Origin of the sequence: Rothia sp. HSID18069 (assembly GCF_003989155.1) — a bacterium.
Classification (GTDB): domain Bacteria; phylum Actinomycetota; class Actinomycetes; order Actinomycetales; family Micrococcaceae; genus Rothia; species Rothia aeria.
In genome coordinates this window covers 308,095-331,932 of the sequence record NZ_RBMG01000002.1, presented here as the reverse complement: position 1 = coordinate 331,932, position 23,838 = coordinate 308,095, and the positions used below count along the sequence as shown (strand labels likewise).

The window sequence follows — 23,838 nt, the reverse complement described above, 5'->3', positions numbered from 1 at the left end:
ACGCGCGTAGCAGGGGCAAAAACGCGCCCCGTAAACCCGTACCCGTACAGCATAGGGGATGTGCTGCTGCTGGTGCCCGCTTAACCGTCATTCTTCGCCGCAAGCTTTCCCTATCGTGCGGGAGCGGCCACCGCTTTCATCTGGTCAGTTTGCGGGCTTTGGCAAGCTGGGTGCATCTATAGCGGCGTTTCGTCGATTAGCTTGCCGCCCAAGATTTTTTCAACCGCTTTGAGACCCACATGCACACTGGACTCTACCTGTTCATCATCCGCTGAGGTTTCAAAGTTTTCTTCCTCCTCAAAGGCGGCAGCAAATACACTTTTAGATGCCGGGGCCGTCGAATGCTCAGGCTCGCTGGGCTGCCCGTTGGTGGTTTCATCCTCTGAAGGCTCGGAGGCCGCCCCGCCGGGGAGGGTCTCTGCACCTACAGGGGCCCAATCCTGCCCGGGGTCGGGGGTGGAAAAAGAACCGAATGTTTCTTCTTTTTCTTGTTCTTCTGCCCTGTTTTCCTGAGGTTCATCGGCTTTCTCAGCGTGCACACCAGCAGGGGTGGAGGAGGCGAAAGAATCACGCTCCCCGAACGGCTGCTGCGGCTCTTGCCCGGTATCCTCGGGCGGGGTTTCAGCCGGTTCCTGCGGCCCCTGTTCTTCAGAGGGGTCTGAGAGCGGGGGTGCTGCGGCATCGCCTGCGCTGTGAGTGCCTGCACCATGCACGTCAGGGTCGGGGGCTGGCGGAAAGTAAGGGTCTTCGGGGGGAACATCGTGTTCGTTGAGCACGGGGTATTCCGCCGGGGAATCAGCGTAAGCTGACTCGGTGAAACTCTGAGAGGCCCTTTGAGCAGCCTGCTGGGGAGTAGTTCCCTTAGCGGGGTTTTGAGTCTCTTCGCCCCGCATACTCGTGGAGGCTGCGGTGGTAGGGGTCTGCGTATGTGCTGCCCGGTTTGGCGCGGTATTGCCCGTATTCTTGGGGTGTCCCTCTGCCGCACCGGGCTCTTTAGGGTTCTCAGGCTCGGGGGCGGGGCTTGCCGGATCCTCCTGTGGGATGGGCGCCACCTGCCATGCCGATAGAGGGTCGTCTACGCTGGTTGCCGCCGGCTGGTCTTGTCCGTTGCCCTGCGGCTGCACGGGCTGGCCGTGGCGGCGCCAGGCATCTTCACCCCCGCGCGGGCCGTCAGCAATCGCAGAGGTATCAGTACTTGTGGGCGTCGCAGACGGCACAGCGCCTTGGCTGCTGGGCGCAGCAGGACTGTTCCCCGTTTGGTTGCCAGCCGGTTTTACATCGTCACGCGGCGTTTTCTTGGCGACCTCAGCCCGCACCCGTACTTTCACGCGAAGGAATTCGCTCACGCGCTCACTGAGCTCAGTGACCGAAGCTTTGACGGCACGCAGAGTGGGCATATCGGCGCGCACATACAGCTCCCCATTGGTGTAGCGCACCGGTTCGAGGCGCAGCAGCTGTTCGGTTACGGAGCGGTCACTCACACGCCCCACGATCACACGCCAGTTGCCGCGAACCGATAGTAACGGGTCGGATGCACCCTCACTGTTACGGGCGGTCTGACGCTGCTGGGAGGCGCCCGCGGTGCGGTGGGCGGTTCCTTGATCACCCTGCGCCTGCATAGGACGCGGGGGTTGTGGGGTATGCGTAGTCTGTTGCTGATGCTGCCCGTGGGATGGGGCGCTACCTGCCGTGCCTGCACCATCATGTGATGTGCCGGGCTGGGGCTGTTCATCCCCCGGAGTGGGGCTGCTAAAGACCGGGCCGGTGTGAACCGGTGCCTGCGGAGTGGCGGGCTGAGGGTTCGTGCCAGATGGGCTGTTTGCTTGCTGGTCGGCGGAACCTGCGGCGCGTCCTGTGTTGTTCTGCCCGGGGGTCGTAGTCCGGTTGGGTGAGGGAGCAGCGCCCCGCTGTGCGGCGGGGGAGCTGCCGGTACCGCCTGCTGCTATGCGCTGTTCCAGGGATTCAAGACGTGCTATGAGCCTGGTGGTATCTTCTGCAGGAACCAGCAGCCGCGCGCATAGCAGTTCAAGCTGCAGCTGCGGGTTGGTGGCACCGGTCATAGAATTAAGCACTTCGTTAACGGTGCTCGCCGCGCCGGTTAGCTGGGCCGTGGTGAAGGCTTGCGCCTGCGTTTTGAGGCGTTCTATCTGATCGGCGGGAACGCCCTGCAGAATCTGCGCGGCATTCTGCGGTACCGCCTGCACCACAATCAAATCACGCAGGCGTTCTAGTAGGTCTTCGACGAAACGTCGGGGGTCTTGCCCGGTCGCCACCACCCGCGAGACCGCCTCGAAGAGGGAGGGCGCATCCTGAGCGGAAAACGCATCAATCACGTTGTCGAGAAGCTGGGCGTGCGTGTACCCGAGCAGGGCGACCGCGCGGTCGTAGCTAATGCCGGATTCGGTGTTGGCGCCGGCGATAAGCTGGTCAAGAATGGAGAGCGAGTCGCGTACGGAGCCGCCGCCGGCACGGATGACGAGTTGAAGCACACCGGATTCGACGGGTACGTTCTCTTCGCCGCAGAGTTTTTCGAGGTAGGGCAGAAGAACTTCGGGCGGTACCAGCCGGAACGGGTAGTGGTGGGTGCGTGAGCGGATGGTTCCGAGAACCTTATTTGGTTCTGTGGTGGCAAAGATGAATTTGATGTGCTCGGGCGGTTCTTCCACGATTTTGAGCAGGGCGTTGAACCCTTCGCGGGTGACCATATGCGCTTCGTCAATGATGAAGATTTTGTAGCGGTCGCGCACGGGTGCCAGGGTTGCACGTTCACGCAGGTCGCGGGCGTGGTCTACGCCGCCGTGGGATGCCGCATCCATTTCGATGACGTCGAGGGAGCCGCCGCCGTCGCGGGAGAGTTCGCGGCAGGAGTCGCATACGCCGCAGGGGGTGGGGGTTGGTCCTTGGGCACAGTTGAGGCAGCGTGCCAGGATTCGTGCGGAGGTGGTTTTGCCGCATCCGCGCGGGCCTGAGAAGAGGTAGGCGTGATTGACGCGGTTGTTGGTGAGCGCGGTAATGAGCGGCTCGGTGACGTGTTCTTGCCCGATGACTTCGGCGAAGGTCTCGGGGCGGTAACGGCGGTAGAGTGCTGTGCTCACGGGTGACCTTCTGGTTGACGACGCGGGGTTCTACACTATTTTAGTTCACGGATGCACGCATGGGGCTTGGTTTCGTTACCGGCGTGGGGCTGAAGCCGCGAAGCGTGGGCGCGCTATAACGGTGTGTTTCTGCTGCAAATGTTTTGGGCATAAAAAACCTCTTACGCACCCGTCATAGCTCGAATACCCTTGCTACCTTCCGGTCCTGGGGGAGTTTTCCAAGATAACGCCACGTAAGAGGCACGTACCAGTCTACCTGATTTTGCGGTGCTTGTGAATTTGGGTGTGTGGGGTGGGGCTGGTGTGGAGGAGTTGAGGTTTTCGTTGTGGGTAGTGTATTCTATTATCCGTTCGCCTTTTTGTAAGGTGTTCAGCTGGAGGATTCGCCTAGCGGCCTATGGCGCACGCCTGGAACGCGTGTTGGGTTCACGCCCTCGGGGGTTCAAATCCCCCATCCTCCGCTCTTCCCCCGGTCTCGATTTTTTGAGGCCGGGGATTTTTCTTTCTGGTGCTTGGGCGCGGCAGCTGCAGGAACCGCAGCTTTTCCTTGTGAGTCTTTGTTGTGGGCCGGCGCGGGCTGCCATGCTTGTTGCGGGGCAGTTAGGGGGAGAACGAAAACGGACTGCTGTTCCGCGCCATTGGCGTAACGCACAGCGAACACACAGTATTTCCCCGTAAAATAGTGGGTATGATTTTCAAGAAAGTGGGTGCCCACCGGCCTTACCCCCAGCACGGTATGTCGAATGCCGACTGGGGGAGTATTCCGCCACAGCAGGTGAGATTGGATTGGCTGACCACTACTCAGAAAACACTTGATCTTGAGACTCTGCTGGCGGAGGACTCCACCTATTTCGGTGACTTGTTCCCGCACGTGGTTAAATGGCAGCAGGAGCTCTACTTGGAGGATGGCCTGCATCGTGCTTTGCGCACAGCGTTGCACAGCCGGTCTGTTATGTACGCGCGTATCCTTGACTTGGATACGCTTGACCCCAGGCTGCTGCCGCAGGGCGCTAATGCGCAGAACGGCTAGGCGACTAGCTTCCCTATAGACTCAAAGAACCCCCGAGACCTTGCGGCGGGGGTTCTTTGCTATCTGCTGTCAGTAGGCCGGAAACCTGCGAGGGGTTTACAGCTCACGGTTCGGCTAGGCAATACTCAGGTGCATCGACTCGCTGTTTGACTCGTCGTTAGAGTGAGCGTTGGCGGGTGCCTGGGGTGCGCCGTCTAGCTTGATGGGCTGGCCGTCTGTGTCGAATCGTGCACCCAAGCCCATCTGGATGAAGCGGATGGTGCTTTGGATCTGCCGTTCACGGGTGTCTTCGTCGGGGGCGTCTTCGGTGCGCCCTGCACTGGAGGAGAGCGAACCGTGTACGAGCATCGCTAGTTCCCTGATATCGTTTTCGGGGATGTAGTGTTCGGCGATGGCCGCTGAGAGGATATTTGCCAGTACCATCTGCAGCTCCCGCACGTGCTTGCCGAGTTTCGCGTAGGATTCGGGGGAAAGCATGGAACGCATGGCCGGCCCGGGGGGTAGGTGGCGGCGTGCAAGGTCTTCAATCTGCAGCCGAATATAGACGGCAAGCTGGTCGATGGGGTTGTCGACGCCTTCGAGCCCTTCATCAAGTTCTTTAATGAACCTTTCGGTCTCGTCTAGGGCGTAGGCTACAAGCAGCTCACCCATGTCGGCGAAATAGTTATAGACTGCGGTGCGGCCAATGCCAGCATTTTTGGCGACATCGGTCATGGTGAGGCCCGGCAGGCCGCGCGAATATAGGAGCTTGCCAAAAGATTCGAGGATGGCACGTTTAGTGTTCTCACGCTGGGCGGCGTTAGTGGCTGCAGAAATACGAGGCATAGTGACACTTTACCGCAATGCGTCAGTAAATAGCGAATGGGTGAAGGTTTTTAGCCTAAAAAGTTTAAAAAACCAGCAACTTTTAGGGTAAATAACGGGAGTATTACGTTCATCACCTGTGTCTTGTAAAGCTCGCGGCACACCATGCGGGTGAGTCGCACAATGAAATCAGCAGCGGGTTTGCGGACAAACTATGAGGGGCTACAGGTACCCCAGGCGGGTAGCCATCGCCAGGTCATTGCGCACCAACTGGGTGATGGGGTAGTTTCGGTGCCCTTGCCCCGGCATAACGTGCAGGGCCGTGCGCGCACCAAGCCGCGCATAGAACTGGCCGCCTTCTTGCGCTGCAACCTGTGCCGACCACATCCCACCGGATCGTGTGTCGTTCAGAAGTCTGGGGGAGCGGCCGTCCTTATCGCCCACATGCCAGCTCAATAATAGGTGACTGAGGGATATATTGGGGGCGCGGTGCTGGGTTGGGATGCCGTCCGCACCGCCACCGCCAATGAGGGTGGCGCCTCCTCCTACCATTGCGTCGGCGGCGTGTAATAGCAGCTCGTAGGCAATGAACTCTGCGCCACCAGAGTAACCGGCAAGCCACACGCGGGATCGGTCGTACCCGTATCTCTCATGCAGATCTGCAGCGAGGGCGCGGAATACCCGGCCGTTTGCGCGGGCACGCACCCACCAGTTCGTGGTTGCCTCACGCAGCACACCCTCATTAACGGTTCCCGGTGCCAGCACAGGTACCAGAAGCATGCGGTGCTGATACGCGATATCCGATAGTTCTTCTCGCAGGGTGGAGGTGCGCCGCAGCAGGCGGCTGCCGGAGCGCAGCAGATAGTCGCCATCAAAGAAGAAAAGCACACCGGGAGAGGAACCTGCGCCTTCCAGACGGTGCGCATTCCCCACCCGGTAGTGCAGGGTACGCCCGTGCGCGGTAAACGGCAGATATCCCACCAGTTCGGAGGAAGAAAGCAGAGCTGGCTCAAGCATACGGCCCGCACGGCGTGCAGCGCGCATAGCGGTACTTAGAGGGGATGGCAGACGGGGGATATGCGCGGTATTTGTGTGTTTGCGCGGTTCCCTCTTGCTCATACCCCTATTTTACCGGGTGAACTGGAAACATCGGCCTGAGCGTACTCCACGTTCGTACCCTGCGTTAGGGGCCGTATCAAACCGCTGAACTTTTGCGCGGATTCTGAGGTTTACCCCCTAAGGTCGGTGTGTAACACCTGCGATGCCGGGTGAGAACCCGTCCACTCTTGCTGCTCGCGGGCCCTGTCGGAGAGCGAATAGAACCATTTAATATGTTCACATACGCGCTCATAGGCGGCCTCTTCATCACGAGTGGAAATCGCCTCATAGATTCCCCGGTGCTGATCTTGCAGAGTCTGCTTAACCGCAGCCCAGTCACGCAGCAGCGGAACCGCCTCCTGCACGTAACTGATAGTGGCCATATGCAAAGAATCAATGACCGTATCGAGCACAATATTGCCGCTTAAGCGGGATAGTTCGTAGTGAAAACGTGTGTCGCAGAAATGGAACCGCTCATTGGAAATATCTGGCGAATCCATCTCCGCCAGGTGCTCGCGGGCGTTCTCTAAGGCGAGGTCACGCTCAGCAGAATCCGGGGTGTTCGCGGCGGCACGTGCGGCAGGCCCCTCCAGCAGTAAACGCGTGGAAACCACGTCTTTAACGGGCAGGTTGCGGGTGGCAATGTGCATGCGAAGCGCCCAACTGAGCGCATCTGAGGGCTCAGAAATAACGATAGCGCCGGATTTTGGGCCCGAACCGGTGCTGGAACGAATCAGCCCCAAAGCCCCCAAAATACGCAGGGCCTCACGCACCGATGGGCGTGAAATACCGTACTGTTCGGCTAGGGTGCGTTCAGATGGTAGCCTATCGCCCACACGCAGCTCCCCCAGACGCAGCCTGCGTTCAAAGTTTTCGAGCAGGATGCTGTAACTACGCTCTTGCATGATCGTCCCTGAGCCTGTTGTGCGCGTCATGAGTATGTCCCATTTCGTGTGAAATCTGAAAGTGACTTTTAGCTTGTGCAACTCTCCAGGGTGCAAAACCCTGTGGGTGGGTGCCTGAGGGCGTGTACGCCGCCTGGGTGGGTTCGTCACAGAACCACGCCCAATGTTGTGCTCTGCAAGCCTACAGTATTTTTATGATGCCCGCACTGCCTTCCGGTAGTGCAGCGGCGGGGCGGCGCACCCTGTGGTGCCCCGCCCCGCCAGCTCTCGCTCGTTACGGAACCCTAAGGGCTAGGGAACGAGGAACGAGAGGATATTGGTCTGCAGGAAGACCAGCAGGCAGACGACCACGAGCATCGCAAACGACCAGGGAACCACGGCCTTGAGGATGTCGGATTCCTTGCCCTCCATATCCACAGAGGTGGCTGCAATAGCCAGTGACTGCGGCGAGATCATCTTGCCGACCACACCACCGGTGGTGTTTGCTGCAAGCATCAGCTCGGGGGTAGCACCGCTCACACCAGCATGCTGCAGATTCTCGGCAGCAGATACCTGTAGCTTGGAGAAGAGCGCGTTTGCGCTGGTATCCGAGCCGGTCACCGCAGTGCCGATCCAGCCCAGCACCGGTGCCAGTACTGCGTAGATGGTACCCAAGCCCGCCAAGAAAGTACCCATTGCGACGGTCTGACCCGAGAAGTTCATGACGTATGCCAGTGCCAGCACCGAGGCAATGGTCAGAATCGTCCAGCGCATACGGTAGATGACCGAACCGAACTCGGCGAAAACGGCTGGGAACTTGAAACCATACCGCCCCTTCTCGTTGAAGAAGAAGTAAACAACCGCAACGATCAGGCCCGAGATAATCAGCAGAGTACCGGGGTTTGAAAGCCAGGTGAAGGTGTAAGGGGCGTCCTTGACGGGTGTGCCGTCCTTGGTGACCAGACGGGAGCTGAGCGCGGGGATATTGATTTTAATAGCCACGGTCTTCAGCCATGCCTTCAAACCGGCATTGAGGTTCACGAGACCGAAGATAACAACCACGATCAGGTAGGGAAGAAGAGCCATCCACACACGCACGGCAGGTAGTGCTTCTTTCTCTTCGACCTGTGAAGGCAGGCCGTAACGCTCACGCACGCCTTCTACGCCGCGCGGTTTCCAGAAGCGCAGGAAGAGCACTGCTGCACCCATCGAGACGATACATGCCACCACGTCGGTGAGGTTGTATGCGGGGGTTGCTGCGGTGATCCACTGTGCAATACCGAAGGAAATGCCGATGACGAAGGCAGGGAGCCATGCATCTTTAACACCCTTCATGCCGTCGAGGATGAAGAGCAGAATGACGGGCACGAACATTGCCAGGAACGGTGCCTGGTGACCAACGATGGTTGCAATAACGTGCGGGTCTTTGCCGCCAACATCGCCTGCGGTCACAATCGGGACGGCGACGGCGCCGAACGCCACAGGAGCGGTGTTAGCAAGAAGCACGGTAATAGCTGCTTTGAGCGGCTTCACGCCGAGAGCAAGAATCATGGTTGCGGTAATTGCCACGGGGGCACCGAAGCCAGCCAGAGCCTCAAGCAGGCCACCGAAGCAGAACGCAATGAGGATTGCCTGGATGCGCAAATCACCGCCGCCGAGACGGTCAAAGGTGCGGCGCAGATCTTCAAAACGCCCTGAGAGCACGGTGATCTGGTAGAACCAGATAGCCCCCAGAATCACCCAGCAGATGACCAAACCGTAGATAGCGCCGCGCACCGCACTGAGTCCTGCCAAGTCGAATGGCATCGTAAAGCCGAGGCTTGCCACCAGGATGGATGCGGCAAGTGCCACCAGCGCCGACCAGTGTGCGCGTGCCTTGACGACGAGTAGCATGATGAAGAAGGTCAGCAGCGGTATGGTTGCCACAAGCGCGCTCAGTGCGAGGCTTCCTCCCACGGCATCGGTGACGGCAGTGAACTTATCCACTGGTAACTCCTTTGGTACAGGAATAGATGTGTGGTCAGACATTACCCGGTAAGGTAGCCCGCTGCTGTTCTATAGACCGCAGGGGTATGTGGTCAGACCAATAAAGTGCTAGTTTGAAGGTTACATGATGCTGCTCACGTGGGGCAAGTAGGGTGGGGTGGTTGCAGGGTGTACATGCTGGTAAAACCGCGCTATGAGAAGCATATGGAAAATATTTCACGATTCGGCACGCGGCTTAATGTGATTGCAAGGGGCGGGGGAAATACCCTCGTTAGTCTGGGGAGTGCCTGTTTCAAGACGCTGGCAGTCAGGAAGAAGCGGTAGGGGTTTAGGCCCCGCTGGTGCGTTTGGGGGAGAAAATCTTAAGTCCCACCCTCAGAGGTAGGGGTGGCATGACCTTAAAAAGGGTGTGGCAACCCTAAAAATAAGGTAAACCTTAAAAATAATTTGGTGAAAAAAATGTGCGGTATTTAAATTAAAGAAATGCCCGACCGATAGTGTTAAATGTACTGTAAGAAAGAAAAGTTTAACACCTAGATTTTTCCGCCCCGCCTGCCTCTGTGACCCGGCATATCAAGGAACGCTAACACCTAGCAGCTATGCTGCCGCGCTGGTGCGAAACCGCCGCTGCAACAGCAGGCGTCTTCCCACTTAAAGAGGCGGCGAGAAAAATTTAATTAACCAGGAAAGGAGCGGACAATAAACATGCGCATCGCACTTTTCTCAACATGCATTGTAGACGGCATGTATCCGCGCGTGGCACGTGCGACCGTTGAAATCCTTGAACGTCTGGGGCACGAGGTGGTATACCCTCCCGGGCAGACCTGTTGCTCCCAGATGCACGTGAACTCCGGCTACTTCGACGACGCCTACCCCATTGTCAAGAACCATGTTGATGCATTCTCCGCCTGGGACTGGGACGTAGCTGTGGCGCCGTCTGGCTCCTGTGTGGCTTCCCTGGGGCACCAGCAGCCCATGATCGCTCGCCGCAAAGGTGATGAGGCGCTTGCTGTCAAAGCCGAGCAAATTGCAGCCCGCACCTTTGAACTGTCCCAGCTGCTGATTGACGTTCTGGGCATTACCAACGCCGCCGAGCAGCTTGGTTCTTACTTCCCCGAGCACGTGACCTACCACAGCTCATGCCACGGTATGCGCCTGCTGCACCTGGGAACCCGTCAGCAGGATCTGGTGCGCACCGTTGAAGGCATTAAGTACACCGAAATTGAGGACCTCGACCAGTGCTGCGGCTTCGGCGGAACCTTTTCGTTCAAGAACGCCGATGTTTCCGGTGCGATGGTTGAAGACAAAGCAACCAACGTTGAGAAGACCGGCGCATCCGTATGCACCGGCGGCGACTGCTCCTGCCTGATGAATATTGGCGGCGCTCTCTCCCGTAAAGGCTCACCCGTAAAAACCATTCACTTTGCCGAAATCCTCGCCTCCACTAAAGCGAATCCGCTGAAGATTGACGGCAACGTAGAACTCGCCTTCGCATAGAAAGTAGGTTGATGATGACTTCCACCGCAATCCCCCTGGGTATGCCGAAGGTCGTGCACTACGGCGAAGGCAATATCTTTGAGAACGAACCGTTCCCCGAATACGCCAAACGTGAGCTGAAGAATGACCAGCTGCGCAATAACCTGCGGTTCGTAACCCACGCTATTCGCAATAAGCGTGCCCGCGTCACCAGCGAACTGCCCGACTGGCAGGACCTGCGCACCACCGGCGAAATGGTGAAGAACTATGTGCTGTACAACCTGCCGCAGATGCTGGAGCAGTTCGAGCGTAACTTTACCGCGCGCGGCGGGCACGTGCACTGGGCGCGCGATGCTCACGAAGCAAACCAGATCGCTCTCGAGCTGATTCGCGAACAGGGTGTGGACGAGATTATTAAGATCAAGTCCATGGCAACTGCCGAAACCGGTCTGAACGAGTTCTTGGAAGAGAACGGCATTAACGCCATTGAGACCGACCTTGCGGAAGAAATCGTGCAGCTGGGCGAAGACCGCCCCTCGCACATTCTGGTTCCGGCAATTCACCGTAACCGCCGCGAAATCCGCGATATCTTCCTCAAGAAGATTGAAGGCATTAACCCGGATATTACCGATGAACCCGCCGAGCTTGCGGAGGCATCGCGTAACCGTCTGCGCGAGAAATTCCTCTCGACCAAGGTCGCCGTTTCGGGCGTGAACTTCGGTATCGCTGACACCGGCACCATGACCATCGTAGAATCCGAAGGCAACGGCCGTATGTGCCTGACCCTACCCGATACCCTCATCTCGTTCATGGGTATTGAGAAGCTGCTGCCCACCTTCCAGGACTACGAGGCATTCCTGCAGCTTCTGCCGCGCTCCTCCACCGGTGAGCGCATGAACCCCTACACCTCCATGTGGACGGGCGTAACCCCCGGTGACGGCCCGCAGAACCTGCACGTAATCCTCATCGATAACGGCCGTACCGCCGTGCTGGCCGATGAACTGGGACGCCAGGCGCTGCGCTGCATCCGCTGCTCCGCCTGCATGAACGTGTGCCCCGTGTACGAGCGCGCCGGTGGTCACGCCTACGGCTCCACCTACCCCGGCCCGATCGGTGCGATTCTTTCGCCCCAGCTTTCCGGTATTGAGGCGGCGCACAATAACTCGCTGCCGTACGCATCTTCGCTGTGCGGTGCCTGCTACGAAGCGTGCCCCGTGAAGATCAACTTCCCCGAGGTGCTGGTGCACCTGCGCGGTAAGGATGTTGAGGCAAAGCACGCGAAGAAACACGCACCCACCCAGATGGATGCCATGATGTACGGCGCTAAGAAGCTGTTCTCCTCGGGTAAGATGATGGCAGTCGCCGAGCGTGGTTTGCCCATGTCACGCCTGATTACCGGCAAGAAGCACAAGATCTCTAAACTGCCCGGTATTGTGGGCGGTTGGACTGAATACCGCGACATCCCCGAACCGCCCAAGGAATCGTTCCGCAACTGGTGGCGTAAAGAAAAGTCAGGCGCACCCGCCCGCGACAGCGCCCAGCGCGTGGATATTGCAGCCCTCATTGAAGCGAATAAGGGCAAGGCCGCTGAGGCTGCCGCTAACGCCAAGGCTGCGATGGACGCTCAGGCAGCGCATGACCCCAAGGAGAATGCATAAATGTCATCAGCTAAAGAAGACATCCTCGCCCGCATCCGTACTTCCCTCGCGGATGCGCCCGTGGCGCCGGAACCCCAGCGTAACTACCGCCGGGTGAGCCACCTGAACCAGGAGCAGACCATTGAGATGCTCGTGGACCGCCTCGTTGATTACAAGGCGAACGTGTTCGAAGCGACCGAAGCGAATATTGCGGATGTGATCGCTGAGCGGCTGGGGGAGACCTCGCACTATGTGGTTCCCGTGGGCCTGAACCGGCAGTGGCTGCCGGAAGACACCCCCACCCGCACCTGTTTCACCGACTCCGGCAGCACCCTGGAGCCGGGTGCCCTGACGGTGCACCAGCTGGATGCTGTGGATGCGGTGGTCACCTCCTCAACCGTTTCCTGCGCTGAGACCGGAACGATCTTCTTGAACTCCAACCAGGATGAGGGGCGGCGCGCAATCTCGCTGGTACCAGACCACCATATTTGTGTGGTTCCCCGCTCTACCGTGGTTGAGCTGGTGCCTGAGGCGATCGATCGCATCACCTATGAGCGCCCGGTGACCATGATTTCCGGCCCTTCGGCAACCAGTGATATTGAGCTGATCCGCGTGGAGGGTGTGCACGGCCCGCGTACCCTGGACGTGATTATTCTCGACCAGTAAGCCCATAAGGGACACTCATAAAGTGCTTATCATCCCCCTGTGCCGTTCGGGTGCAGGGGGATGACTCGTACACATATTTATACTATGCAAATGGTTATCGGCAGACCGTGTTTGCGCTGTGCAGAGATACCTAAAGTGGGCGGGAGAGACCTCGAAATAACAGTATAAAAATAAGCTGTTATGAGTACTGGTGCGTCTCGAAAACCGCTACATTGACAGAAGAGTACCAACAAGAATATCCTGTTATGTTCCACAAAAACGTGGAACGTGCACCCCCGTACACCCGTAATCCGGTATGGGCGCGGGGGAAGCGCCAGCCACCTCCAGCAAGGACTGGGGTCCAGTAGAAAGACAGCACCAATGGCACAGTTGCAGCAGGTCATCCTCCGCCGTACCGGCATTTACCCTCTTAATAGCGTCCTCGCGTCCGACCCTGTTCCGCAACATGAGCTGCATCAGCGTGTGCGTGTGCTCGCCGAGCTGGGGATGGTCCTCTCCACCGAAAGCCAGAAAACCCTCATGCGCATGAGTGAGCATGAGCTGGCCGATCTTATCGCAGATTGGAAGCACCTGCACGGCGGTGACCGGGGTGGGTGCGCCTTCCGTAAAGACTTCGATATTATCGAGCCCACCCTCACTGATACACAGAGGTACACGGAGCAGATGCTTCACTACGTTACCCGGTTTATGGGCCGCAGAGAAATGGCGAAACACTTGTGCCTGTACACCGTTGCCTGCCCCTGCTGTGACGCGATCTGGTGGTTTGCCAATAACCAACCCTACGGTGATATTCCCGATGCGCAGGTCATTACCGATTTCCGCCCGTACGACTGGCAGCTGGCGTGCGAGCGTGGGGAACTGTCCAACAGTGAACGGGATCAGCGTGAGGTGGTGCTGCTGCGTGGTGAAGGGCGCATCGTGCCGCTAATATGCTCGCTCTTCACCGAAATTGCAACCCAGAACCAGGTGTACAGCGAATTCGACCGGGCCGATCTGCTTACCCTCGCTACCCACCTGGTGTTTTATGATGCACTGCCCACCCTAGAGGGGCCGTTCGCATTCCGTGAGAACCTGGCGTTTTTGGCGGCCGCAATATCCACCGATTACGCCCACCAGGCGCGCACCCTCAATGAGGTGCTGCGCATTGCGGTGGCTCTTAGCAACATTAACCTGCTGGGGACTGAAGGAGATCTGAGCCTGAGTGACCCCAGCCGGTTTAAGCTGCGCCGCCATCAGCGCACGTTCATAGCTCGGCTCATTAATACCCTTTGCGAGCGCGACTATGAGGCCGCCTGCTACGACACCGCCACGCACGCGGAGCGTTTTAAACGACTGGCACGCACCATCCACCCCGGGGAATACCCCTCCCTCGTGTACCTGAATGTGTGGGCTGACGCCCTCTACAACGGTGAAATGCGCAGTTATGAGTCTGAGGTGGATGCCGCCTACCGCAGCTGTGATGTGGATAAGGTAACGCGGGTGCTGTCCCGCCGCCCCGGGGTGTTTGCGCGTCAGCTCAACCGGGCCTTGCGGTACTTCAGCGGCGATCAGCAGCAGGTTGCTGACGCGTTCTGCCAGGTGGCGCCGCGTGTGGCTGCGCCTCTTCTGGTGCAGATGCACAATATGTACACGAATATAGCTGCTGGTTCGGGGCAGCACCGCCTCGTGATTGATAAGGCAGGGGTGGGGTCGGTGGTCCCCGCTGGCTCGTACACCCAAAGGCAGCTTGAGTTGGGCCTGCACGCCGTGAAGAGCGGTTTGTTGGGGCGGCTGAGCGGGGTTCGTGTGCATGTTCCTCACGATGTGGCTTCCTTAGCTATGCCTCTGGGTAACCGTAACGCCAGCGAGTCTCTGCTGGGGCTGAGCCGCTACAACCGTGTGCGGCTTGACCCTCAGGCGATGCAGGCGAAAAGCCCCGCTAAGAACAGCGTGATTCGGTTGTTCACCTACTGGAACTCACCCGCCGATGTTGACCTTTCGGTGCTGCTGTACGACGCGAAAGGTGCGCTGCTAGACCGCGTGTGGTACGGCAGTCAGCGGGCTAAAAAGTACTGCTACCATTCGGGGGATGTGACGAACGGAACCGGCGGCGCGTGGGAGTTTATTGACCTGAAAATTGCGCAGGCCCGTGAGGACCGGGTGCGGTACGCGGTGCCCACCGTGCAGCTTTACGCAGGGCACAGCGGGGAGAACACCCTTGCGGATGTGAACGACCTGTTCGCCGGGTTCATGCTTTTACCGCGTGTTGGCGTGGGTAAGAATGTGCATGAGGTGAGTCAGGTGCGCGCCAAGTTCACGCTCACGTCGCGGGCGCGCGGTTCGCTGCCGCTGATTTTGGATCTGAAGGAGCGCACCATGACGATTACGGACGTGGGTATTCGTTCCGGGGTGAATGTTATAGAGTCTGGCCCCGTCGTGAAGGCCATGTTCGAGCTGTTCGCCCACTATGCACCGTTTACGGTGGCTGACTACCTGAACCTGACCGGTGCCACCGTGGTGGGGGAAGATGAGGAAGCTGATATTGTGCTTCAGCCGACGGTTGCCTCGCTCAGCCAGCTCTACCGGTATAAAGGGCTGTAACACAATAGCCCATGGGTCATACCGGGACTTCCTGGTATGGAGCGAAAGCTGCACATAGTGAGCGGGTTCCGGGGGTATTGAGTACACACAAGATCTGCTGATGACCGCGTGAAAGCGCCCCGTGTGCCGGTACTGTGACCGGCGCACGGGGCGCATTATTTTCACCCAGTTGGGTGCCTGCCATGGAACAAGCAGCAGGTAATATTAGGCGCGTGCGTCGAAGTGCTGCAGGCCGGAGTCTTCGCGGCTACCGCCCTGGCCATCGCCAACGTCGCGGTAATCGCTGATCCATTCGACCTTCTGCACCCACTTGACCATCTTGTAGCCGTGCATGGAATCTGCACGCAGGCGCAGGGGTCCGCCGTACACATCCGGCAGGGGCTTATCGTTCATGCCCCACGCCAGGATGGTTTCGTCCTCCATTGCCATGGAAATGTCCAAGCACTCGTAGTAGGGCTCGGTCGGGCGGCCATCGTAGGTGTGGCCCACGTGCCCGTAGGAGGTGACCATCACGTACCGGGCGTTCTCGTCTTTCTCCACGAGGGCAAGTACGTCGCGTAGGCGCACACCTTCCCACTTGGCGATGCCCGTCCACCCCTGCATACAGGTGTGCATCGTAATGTTCACTTCTTTGCCGAGAGCCTTCAAGTCGTCGATGCTCAGCGACTTCGGCTCCTTCACCAGCCCGCCTAGCTCTAGGCGGTAGTCCACGAATTCGTTCTCGCGCAGGCGGTTCCATTCGGTGCTTTCACGCTCTGTTGGCGGGCGGGTGTTCACCCAGTGGAACGGCGAAATATCGGCATCCGTGAAGGTCTTCTTCTTTACCTGCCGGGAGGTGATGCGGTCAAGGAATACGTTACGGACCGGCTGGGTCAGACCCCAAATGAAGGTCTGGGTGAACCGCAGATCACGCAGCGACCAGTACGAGGCGCCTAGCCACAGGGCCACGGCTGCGACCACGCCAACGATCAGCATGGTGACTGCCTGGGCGAATTGGGCGGCGTCAATCTCGTTGTAGCTCTTATTCAGCATCATGTGTGCAATGTTGTATTGCGGGTGCACGATGAACACCAGTGCTACGTGCATGACTGTAAAGACGCAGTAGAACGCCATGCCCAAGAAGTGGATGGAGCGGGCGGTCTGGCGGTTGCGGAACAGCCTGACGTAGCCGGGGAAGCGGCCGCAGAACGCGGGGCTCATAATGGGCCCGGTGGCGATCATCAGCGGCGCCACAATGAACACCACGGTGAAGTACATGAGCTTCTGAAGGGCATCGTACGGCTGGAAGTGCTCAATGGAGGGCACTTGGAAGCCCGCGTAGATTGTGAGCGAGTGCCATGCCTCGGGGAAAATCTCCCAAGAGGTGGGTACGATACGCCGCCACTGCCCGGTTGCGAACAGCAGGGTCACATAGATCAGGCCGTTCACCACCCAAATAACCGTGGCTAGGGCGTGCCATGCGCGTCCCAAACCGATCTGAGCCTTACCGGGTAGCGAAATAAGAGGGGAGAGGCTTCGTTGATCGTCGCGGGCGGTGTATTCGCCAGGGACGGTTGAAACCTTGTCCTTCGTAAAACGGAGCCATTCGGAGCCCGGGGTGCAGTGATTATTCCAGTAAAAGCGCGGGTGGGAGGCGATAACTTCCCAGCCTGAGCGGATGAGGAACCCCATCATCAGAAAGTTAATGAAGTGCGTGATGCGCAGCCAGGCGGGAAAGTCCAGCTCAACACCACTCGAACTCACCATTAAAAGAGTGGTATGCATTTTTCTTCCTTCGATAAATGTACGTGTGTGCAGTGGTGTACAGGTGCGAGCGAGGGAACGGGACGGGGCTTGGTGCGCCCCGGAAATCTGTTTGTGTACCGCCTCCTTTCAGCCGGTGTTCTGCCTTGAACTTTATATGGCCTGGGGAGGGTTCCTGCGCGGGGTGCGCGATGTTTAGGCGCACCCCCGAACTGGTTATGGTGCAGGTCACAAAACCCGTATCGAATGATAGTACGATGCGGCTTTTATTCCCCATGTGCCCTTACACCCATATACTAACTGACAGGTTGTCAGTTACGGAAGATAAGCGTCGTAACACGCCGTAAAATTTGCTTTTAAGACGCGAATTTTTAAAATTTTTATAGGGTTATAGAGACATTAAGGCGGATTTATTAAGGATATCCTTATTGTGTGAGATAAGGTATTTTTATAGTTACTTCATAAACTATTGCAAGTGTAAGTTTTGAATATTCCTGCGGTTTCTTGCGAACCTGAAACTTTATTCAGAAAATATAAAGATATGCTTTATTCTATAGCATTAAAAATGTATATATTATTATATTTCTCGCCCATAACCCACAGTCAGAGAAGACACCCGCACGCCCTAAGCCACAGGATATACGCCACCCACAGCCCCGGGCAGGAGGAGCCTGCGTCAAGCCACACAAAACACCACAGGTTCGGCAGCAGTGACCGCCCCCGGCGTATCCAGGCGAGCTGAACCCTATAATGAACGAGACACCGCCCCACCCAGCCTCTAGGAACAATAAATGAGCAGCGAAAAAGACCTCCGAGCCTCTTTCAACACCTTCATGCAGGACCTGCCCCAGCTTGTTGCAGAAAAAGGCCTTGAACAGGTATACGACCTCTACAAATCCAACGGTTACGACAGCTTAACCATAGGGGACAGCCCCCAAAGCCAAGTGGACCTTCTGGCAGAGGGCATGATCCACTGGCACAATAACGGGTTCTTCCGGCTGGCCGAGCTCTACGACGGGGTGCAGCTGGAACACAACGACGACTACTTCCTGGCGCTCATGAACCTTAACACCCCACTGCGGCAGGCACTGCTACGCCACGACCAGCAACTACGCGACGAACTGCTGTGGCAGCTGCTCACCATAGAAGGCACCCCCGAGAACTCGCTCACGAATATAGATAAGTTCATGCCAGGAACCACCTGGCAGGAAGATCTGCTCACCGCCACCCACGAAGGGCTGATCCCCAAAGACCGCCTGCTAGACGCCTGCCTTGACGCATTAGCGCGGGACTTCGCCGCCTACCGTGCCGGATGGTTCTCCCGCATGTACACCGCCCTGACCCCCACCGCCGCAGAATCCGCCCAACGGCAGGGTGCGCTCGTGAACCTGCTCGGCTCATCTGTGGGAGCGACCATCACCCTGGCGGTCAAACAACTCTCAGCGGTGCACCGGGCAAGGCTTCTTGACACGGATCGATTCATCCACGGATGCGCCCCAGCGCTTTTAACAACCAAAGCGAACGCATTAGCGGTATTGAAAATCCTGGAATCCGCATGCGCCACAGGCGGGGACGGGCCGGTCACCGAACTGGCCCTTACCGCGCTGGGACACACCCACCCGCAGGTGCAGGTGGCTGCCGCACAACTACTGGTACGGTGCAACGCAGCCGAAACACTGCACCAGCACGCGCAGAGCCTCAACCCGGTGGCCCGGCAGGAGCTAGAAGAGGCCGGGCTGCTGGCAAATACAGAAGAAGAAACCGCGCAACATACAGCGGGCTCCGAAGAACCCTCCTATCCGGTGCCTGCCTCACCCGCGCAGCCAGTAACCCCATTCAGCCAGCAAGACGCCTACGCGCGCACCCTACACGCCATGCAAGAGGCCGTGCAGGGGCTGGAGAGCGAGCTGCTGTTCCACTGGCTCATGAGTGAAAACCGCGACACCTCAGTGCTGAAACCCCTCACCCGGCAGGCGGAAGAGAGGATACGCGAGCACCGTGCAGGGCATCAGATCGCATACCTCATCCTCAGCGCCCTAGAGCCGGAAAACTCAGCTGTACAAGAATATGAGCAGCACCTAGCGCATGAAAAAACACCCGTGAACGAGCGCATCCGGGAAATCGGTGAGCACCTCCGCCAGAAATGCCCATACGCCCTGCTGGCCACCCCCACAGACACCCACGGGTGGGTAGACCCCAAAATATTTATGCAGCGGCTAACCCACAACATTTCTACCGGCGCAGACATCCTGGAACAGGATTTTACGCAGGCAATGCTGCGCCTGAACCAAGGCGATCAGGCGACGCACCAGACACTCATAAACGCCCTGGAAGAAATCGAGCGCACCGCCGATGCTGCGGGCCGATACGCACCATACTTTGAGCGTGCCCGTACCAAACTCAAAGACGCGGGGAAGCCTCCTCACATTCTTGAGAACATCCAGGCGAGCTGGAGCTACCGTGAAAGCGAGACGAAACGCCCCAGCGGCAAACCCGAATTCGTGTGGTGGAGCCCCACCGTGCACCTGCCCAAAGTACGCGAAGAACACACACCGGAAGAAAAATATCTGCTCACCCTGCACTACGCGGTCATGAGCTGCGAACAGCTGGCCCTCACCTGCCCCTCCTCCACGGCACCCGTGGCAGTCGGCCTGCTAGAACAGTGGGTCTTCTTCGACGAAGAAGACCACTATATGCACAATATGGTGGGCCTTCTGAGGAGCCACCCGGGCACATGGGACTCCTTGAGTGCGCAGGCGCTCGCGGTACTGGCCAACTCAAAAAACCAGGTAGACCGTGCCGGAGCCGCAGAGCTGCTGGCGGACACCCTCGGCGGTCGGCTCTCCTACCAAGACGCCATTGCGGGATTCGCACAGGCGGCCCCAGCGTTAATGTTCACCCGGTGGGCGCATACCTTCGAGGACATGGCGGCGCTAACCCCGCGCATCACCCTGCGGTTCTTAGACGGGCTGCTGCCGCACTGTGAGCGCACCCAGCACGGGATGGGGAAGCTGCTGGGAGTATACGCACAGGAATACTTACGCGTTCACGGCGCGAAGCATAGCGCGAATAAATCCCCGCAGCTAAGCCCCGAGATGACCGCATGGTTAAACGGTTTTAAGGGCTCCTCGCAGGCGGCGAAACACGCGCGCACAATCCTTAAAGCTGCTGACTCATAACCCCCGCCGTGAGGAATGAGGCGCAGCCGCGTGCCATAGGCTAGCCAGCCGGCGGTTGTTGTGCGGCACCGGGGGACCCGTCCTTTGGCGCGGTGCTTTTAGCCTCCTGTGCTGGCGGCACCACCGGCAGCATACCTGTTGTCAGGCGCACCTGTGCCGTTTTCCGGGCCTTTAACGCTGCGATCTGCTCCTTCTGTGACGGCTGCTGATCAGCCGATGCGCCCTGCCGCCGGAACGCCCTCTTAATGGCCGCTGCCCACAGCGGGAACAGCAGCACCGTAAACGCCCCACCGGCCACCAGCAGGGAAGCGGTCGCATCCTCAAGCAGCCCACTACCGGTAGCAATAGTTGTTACCGCCACAATAATGGGCAGGCCCGCCGCCGAATACAGGGCCAGCTCAATCTTCTCACTGGTAGAACGCAGCTCCGAACCGGTATCCGTGAAACGCTCAGCCACAAACACCGGCAGCCCGCGGGCCAGCAAAATACCCACCACAACCAGCAGCAGCACCAGCGGGAAACGCGCCACCACCGACGGGTCAATCGTCATGCCGCTCACCACAAAAAAGAGCGGAATCAGAAACGAAAACCCCACCGTCTCAAGGCGGCGCGTCATCAAATGTAACGCCCCCACCGGCGTGAGCGAACGCAAAATAATGCCCGCCGCAAAGGCCCCGAGCACCGCATCCAGCCCAAAAAGCGCCGCGAACATGATGAGGGTGGCCAGCAGAAACATGGCCAGACGCAGGATCGTCTGGCTGGTCGTATTCGCCTCAGCCGCCATAATCTGCCGCAGCCCCGGCACCTTCTCAAACAGGCGGTGCGGAACAATGGCAGTCACCACCGCAACCGCCATAAACCCCAGCAGAATCAGAATCGCCAGCCCCGGCGAATGCGAAGATAACAGCAGCGACATCGCAAAAATCGGGAAAAGCTCGCCAACGGCACCATGCACCAGCACCGCATTACCCACCCGAGTACCCGCCGCACCATGCGACTTAAGCATAGGCAGCAGCGTACCTAAAGCCGTGGAACTCAGCGCAATACCCACCGCAATATAGGTGTTAAAACCCTTAGTGAAACCGGTAATAAGCGCCGCCCCCAGCACCCCCAGCCCAAAACACACGCACCAGGTGGTGATAGCGCTGCGGCCCTGCCGGCCGCGCAACGATTTCACATCAATCTCAAACCCGGCAATGAGGAACAGCATCCCCAACCCCAGCTCTTTCAGCAGCGGAATACCGCCGTCACTGCCAGAAGCCAAACCCAGCACATTCGGGCCGATCAGCATCCCAAAAATAAGCAAAAACACAACATCCGGGATGCGTTTGCCAATCAGCCGCGATATAACCGGGGACACCAGCGCCACAAGAGAAACCCAGAAAATAGAAACATACTGGGCGGTACCCTCAACACTGGTGCTTTCGGCGGCGGCACCAGAAGCCACCAGCACCTGCGAAGCACCCGTGACGCCGTGCGCAGCAGCACCGGCAGCGAGCACACCAACCGAGCCAAGCAGCCCAGTGGCGCCGAACAGCACAGACATGAAACCTCGCAGAAATAGGGTAGGGGCAACCAGTCAGCCTTAAGTGTGGCACAGCCCCGGCGAGCACGCATATTTACGGGTGCCCCACAGCAGCCTTGCGCATCCGCTTAGACGCGGATATGCCTCAGGATACTGAGCTAATATATCCTGACTAGTATCTTTAACCTTAAACCCGACGCGCACCACACACAGCGCACCGGACTGGGCTGAGGCTCAGCATCTACGTTCTGATTCGACTACGCAGGCACACAGGAGGCAATATGCCCGCAGAAACCACCGCCAAACGCGAGGCTGGTGTAGATTTAGCTCGCGCATTCGCCCTGCTGCTGCTGGTGATGCCCGTGAGCGTAGCACTGAACCTGGTGCCGGAGAACCGGCTGCACTGGCTGGGCAGCGTGCCGCCCGCCGCGAATACGCTACTCGCTGCGCTCCTTGGCATTAGCGCATACCTATACGCCAGGAGGGTGACGTTTCCCCAATTTTTTGCCAGCACCGTGGTGCGCGCCATCGCATTCTTCGTGCTCGGGTGGCTGCTCGCCCAAGGACGCGCCTACCAGCCGGTAGCAGCCCACACCGAATTCCCGATCCTATACGACCTGCTCATCCCGTTCGCCGTGCTGACCCTGCTCACCACACTATTCGTATACTCGCCGCTGTGGGTGCAGGCTGCGCTGACGGCGCTCGCCAGCCCCGCCATTCCCTTCACCTACGAGCAGCTGGTAAACCGGGGCTGGGTCGCCGACGACTGGCTGAGCCGCACCATCCCCGCCCTGTTTAACGAGTACACCGGCACCGTGCTGCACAGCGGATTGAAGATGCTCTGGCAGGTGGGGCTGGGCATACTGCTATGGCGCGCCTACGAGAAGCTGGGCCCTAAAATTGGGGTGCCCGTCGGCCTGCTGGGGCTGGGCGCGGCAGCGCTGTTCTGGGTGAACCCGAAGGCGCAATCGGGGGTGCTGGCGTGGCCTACAACATTGAGCATTGTGGGAGTGGCCGGGGTGCTGTACGTGTGCGCCGAGGCGGCTCGGGTGCTTGCCGGGCGCGGTGCGATACTTGAGCCGTTCGCGCGGGTGGGGCGCATGAGTCTGAGCGCATCCATTGTGATACTTCTGGCGGCAGTGCATGGAGGCACCTACCTGGTGCAGCTGGTCGCCGGTGCTGAATACCGTGCCCCGCTGGAAGGTACATGGCTGACATACCTGTACTGGGTGGGGTTCCTGGCGCTGGCCTGGGGTGCGGGTGCGCTTTTCACCTGGCTGTGGCAGAAGCTGCTGAGCAACAGCACGCTCTCACGCGGACCGATTGAGTGTGTACTTGCCCTCATGAGCGGGCGGGGGTAAGGCCTGGACTCGGCGGCTACAGCCCGACGACCTCAGCCTCGTTCGCACAGACTGACCACACGCGCCCTCGACCCACAAGAGACCGAACGCCTCGATTCATCTGGATGGACGCCCATACAGCGAGGCCACTACGAGCACACCGTTACCCTCCGCCCAGGGCGATGACGAGCGTTGCTGCTGCCAGCAGGAGGCAGGTCGTCAACCTCGCCGAAAATAGGCGGCCCGAGATGTGTCGACGAATGCATAAATATCTCGAACACGGCCCATCTCAACGGCCCAATTTGCTGTAACTTTCAATATTTTTAGCGGTTCAAGGCCAGCGCAGCACAAAAGGGTTATTCACGAGGTGTAGGTGAAGATGTGTCCCGCGACAAATGGATCTGTCCAGATGCCGTAGAACCCATCCCAACACCCTTAGTGCCAAGGCTACGGAAGCCTGGCACCATCGACACCACATATTGTGAACGCTTCACCACACCGATAACCTAAAAGAAAGATAAATGATCGAAGCATCATCCCGAACACACCTTGAGGGACACGAGAAGTTGATGAACGCATTCACACGTGACGATTTTGTGGCGTCGTTCAATGCCACGCTCAAGAATGAGAGGGTCCATCGGATGGTGTACCTCACGAAGGATAAGGCGGTTAGGGATATTGCCTCGTGGATAGAGCTGAGATACAACCATGTCTGCCTTCACTCAGCCCTGGGATATCGCACCCCGAACGAAGTCGAACGCGATTTCCTGGACCTGAAGAAGGCAGCCTGAAGCA

General features: G+C 58.6%; 15 protein-coding genes, 1 tRNA gene and 1 other RNA gene. 9 read left to right on the top strand and 8 right to left on the bottom strand.

What is annotated here, in order from left to right:
- Positions 1–176: 176 nt before the first annotated feature.
- Positions 177–3,095: a DNA polymerase III subunit gamma and tau gene (locus D8M41_RS07225; protein WP_126926690.1), complete on the bottom strand. Its 2,919-nt coding sequence runs from the start codon at positions 3,093–3,095 to the stop codon at positions 177–179.
- Positions 3,096–3,244: 149 nt separating this feature from the next.
- An RNA gene (gene ffs / locus D8M41_RS07220) (signal recognition particle sRNA small type) lies at positions 3,245–3,341 on the bottom strand.
- 130 nt (positions 3,342–3,471) lie between these two features.
- On the opposite strand from ffs, the gene D8M41_RS07215 reads away from it, so the two are divergent.
- Both D8M41_RS07215 and D8M41_RS07210 read left to right on the top strand, forming a co-directional pair.
- Positions 3,472–3,556 (top strand) — tRNA-Ser (locus tag D8M41_RS07215).
- A 227-nt stretch (positions 3,557–3,783) separates the two neighbouring features.
- Positions 3,784–4,125: a type II toxin-antitoxin system VapB family antitoxin gene (locus D8M41_RS07210; RefSeq protein ID WP_006888516.1), complete on the top strand. Its 342-nt coding sequence runs from the start codon at positions 3,784–3,786 to the stop codon at positions 4,123–4,125.
- A 114-nt stretch (positions 4,126–4,239) separates the two neighbouring features.
- On the opposite strand, the gene D8M41_RS07205 is transcribed toward D8M41_RS07210, so the two are convergent.
- The 4 genes from D8M41_RS07205 to D8M41_RS07190 form a co-directional block, all read right to left on the bottom strand.
- Entirely contained in the window at positions 4,240–4,950 is a 711-nt protein-coding gene (locus tag D8M41_RS07205) for a TetR/AcrR family transcriptional regulator (RefSeq protein ID WP_094758656.1), read from the bottom strand.
- Between the two features lie 201 nt (positions 4,951–5,151).
- Positions 5,152–5,973: a hypothetical protein gene (locus tag D8M41_RS07200; RefSeq protein ID WP_006888545.1), complete on the bottom strand. Its 822-nt coding sequence runs from the start codon at positions 5,971–5,973 to the stop codon at positions 5,152–5,154.
- A 185-nt stretch (positions 5,974–6,158) separates the two neighbouring features.
- On the bottom strand, positions 6,159–6,962 hold the full coding sequence (locus D8M41_RS07195) for a FadR/GntR family transcriptional regulator (RefSeq protein WP_052029893.1): 804 nt from the start codon (positions 6,960–6,962) through the stop codon (positions 6,159–6,161).
- 261 nt (positions 6,963–7,223) lie between these two features.
- The gene (locus D8M41_RS07190) at positions 7,224–8,897 is read right to left on the bottom strand and encodes an L-lactate permease (RefSeq protein WP_126926689.1); all 1,674 of its coding nucleotides are present in this window, start codon (positions 8,895–8,897) and stop codon (positions 7,224–7,226) included.
- A gap of 705 nt (positions 8,898–9,602) precedes the next feature.
- On the opposite strand from D8M41_RS07190, the gene D8M41_RS07185 reads away from it, so the two are divergent.
- The 4 genes from D8M41_RS07185 to D8M41_RS07170 all read left to right on the top strand — a co-directional run bounded on the left by D8M41_RS07185 (position 9,603) and on the right by D8M41_RS07170 (position 15,256).
- Positions 9,603–10,394 carry a (Fe-S)-binding protein gene (locus D8M41_RS07185; protein ID WP_006888621.1) on the top strand — a complete coding sequence of 264 codons (792 nt, stop codon included), beginning with the start codon at positions 9,603–9,605 and terminating at the stop codon, positions 10,392–10,394.
- A gap of 11 nt (positions 10,395–10,405) precedes the next feature.
- A complete protein-coding gene (locus tag D8M41_RS07180) occupies positions 10,406–12,031 on the top strand; it encodes a LutB/LldF family L-lactate oxidation iron-sulfur protein (protein WP_006888387.1) in 1,626 nt (541 codons plus the stop codon).
- A complete protein-coding gene (locus D8M41_RS07175) occupies positions 12,032–12,676 on the top strand; it encodes a LutC/YkgG family protein (RefSeq protein WP_006888611.1) in 645 nt (214 codons plus the stop codon). It abuts the gene before it with no gap.
- 360 nt (positions 12,677–13,036) lie between these two features.
- Positions 13,037–15,256 (top strand): TerD family protein, encoded by a 2,220-nt coding sequence (locus D8M41_RS07170; protein ID WP_126926688.1) that lies wholly within the window; start codon positions 13,037–13,039, stop codon positions 15,254–15,256.
- 204 nt (positions 15,257–15,460) lie between these two features.
- Here the strand turns inward: D8M41_RS07170 and D8M41_RS07165 are convergent, their stop codons facing one another.
- Positions 15,461–17,020, bottom strand: a complete 1,560-nt coding sequence (locus D8M41_RS07165) for a molybdopterin-dependent oxidoreductase (protein WP_006888523.1) — start codon at positions 17,018–17,020, stop codon at positions 15,461–15,463.
- A 770-nt stretch (positions 17,021–17,790) separates the two neighbouring features.
- Between D8M41_RS07165 and D8M41_RS07160 the strand changes: the two genes are divergently transcribed.
- Positions 17,791–20,178, top strand: coding sequence for a DUF6493 family protein (locus tag D8M41_RS07160; RefSeq protein ID WP_126926687.1), 2,388 nt, complete (start codon positions 17,791–17,793; stop codon positions 20,176–20,178).
- A gap of 40 nt (positions 20,179–20,218) precedes the next feature.
- On the opposite strand, the gene D8M41_RS07155 is transcribed toward D8M41_RS07160, so the two are convergent.
- A complete protein-coding gene (locus tag D8M41_RS07155) occupies positions 20,219–21,724 on the bottom strand; it encodes a cation:proton antiporter (protein WP_126926686.1) in 1,506 nt (501 codons plus the stop codon).
- Positions 21,725–21,984: 260 nt separating this feature from the next.
- Between D8M41_RS07155 and D8M41_RS07150 the strand changes: the two genes are divergently transcribed.
- Positions 21,985–23,064, top strand: coding sequence for a hypothetical protein (locus D8M41_RS07150; protein ID WP_126926685.1), 1,080 nt, complete (start codon positions 21,985–21,987; stop codon positions 23,062–23,064).
- Between the two features lie 500 nt (positions 23,065–23,564).
- Positions 23,565–23,834 carry an integrase core domain-containing protein gene (locus tag D8M41_RS07145; RefSeq protein ID WP_126926684.1) on the top strand — a complete coding sequence of 90 codons (270 nt, stop codon included), beginning with the start codon at positions 23,565–23,567 and terminating at the stop codon, positions 23,832–23,834.
- Positions 23,835–23,838 lie beyond the last annotated feature (4 nt).